Here is a 725-nt window from a genome sequence, read left to right as displayed (position 1 = left end):
GAGAACCTCGCGGCGCTGCTCGACGGCTCGCTGGGCGCGCTCGATTCGGCGCTGTTCCTGCTGCAGGGCATCGGCCTTGCCGCCGAGGACAACGGCATCATCTCGACCCGTCTCGGCAACGACGCCGCGGCGATCTCGAACATCGAGAACGTGAACGCCTCGGGCAACTTCTACAAGTTCTTCGACGAGTTCACGCCGGACAACACCTCGGCCGCCTATATCGGTCTGGGCAACTTCGACAACTTCGCGGACCAGTATCCGCAGGTGCTGAGCTTCACCTTCTTCGTGGCGGCCGACGGCGTCGAGCTGGCCCCGATCACGGTCGACGTGCAGGCCGACACCGACGGCACGCTGAGCTCGATCCGGGCGCAGCTGCAGGCGCAGTTCGACGCGATCCCCGAGCTGACCGGCAAGATCATCGTTCCGGGTCCGGACGATGCCGATGCCTACATCTCGGACGACACGCTGCCGACCATCGTGCACGACCCGGCACTGGGCCCGACCGACGATCTCGGCGAGACCGCGGCCGGCCCGATCGTGCTGGCCGAGGCGCTGCAGGGCAGCGGCGTGACCTTCTACGACGACCCGTCGCTGAACGCGCCGCAGGAAGTCTTCGTGCGTAACCAGCTGCTGGTGATCGAGGATCTCGACCGCCCGGTCTCCGACCTGTTCTTCGGCGACAACCGCGACTTCTCCGAGGAGGAGGTCGAGTACCGCGTGCCGGG

1 protein-coding gene is annotated in these 725 nt (G+C 66.8%); it reads left to right on the top strand.

From position 1 onward, the window contains the following. Positions 1 to 725, top strand: a 725-nt coding sequence (locus QSJ97_RS24590) for a hypothetical protein (protein ID WP_285675143.1), incomplete at both ends; no start/stop codon positions are given.

The sequence above is a fragment of the Paralimibaculum aggregatum genome (assembly GCF_030270585.1).
Lineage (GTDB): Bacteria > Pseudomonadota > Alphaproteobacteria > Rhodobacterales > Rhodobacteraceae > Thermohalobaculum > Thermohalobaculum aggregatum.
Note: the sequence above shows the minus strand (reverse complement) of the source record. Positions and strands in the feature narration are given on the sequence as shown.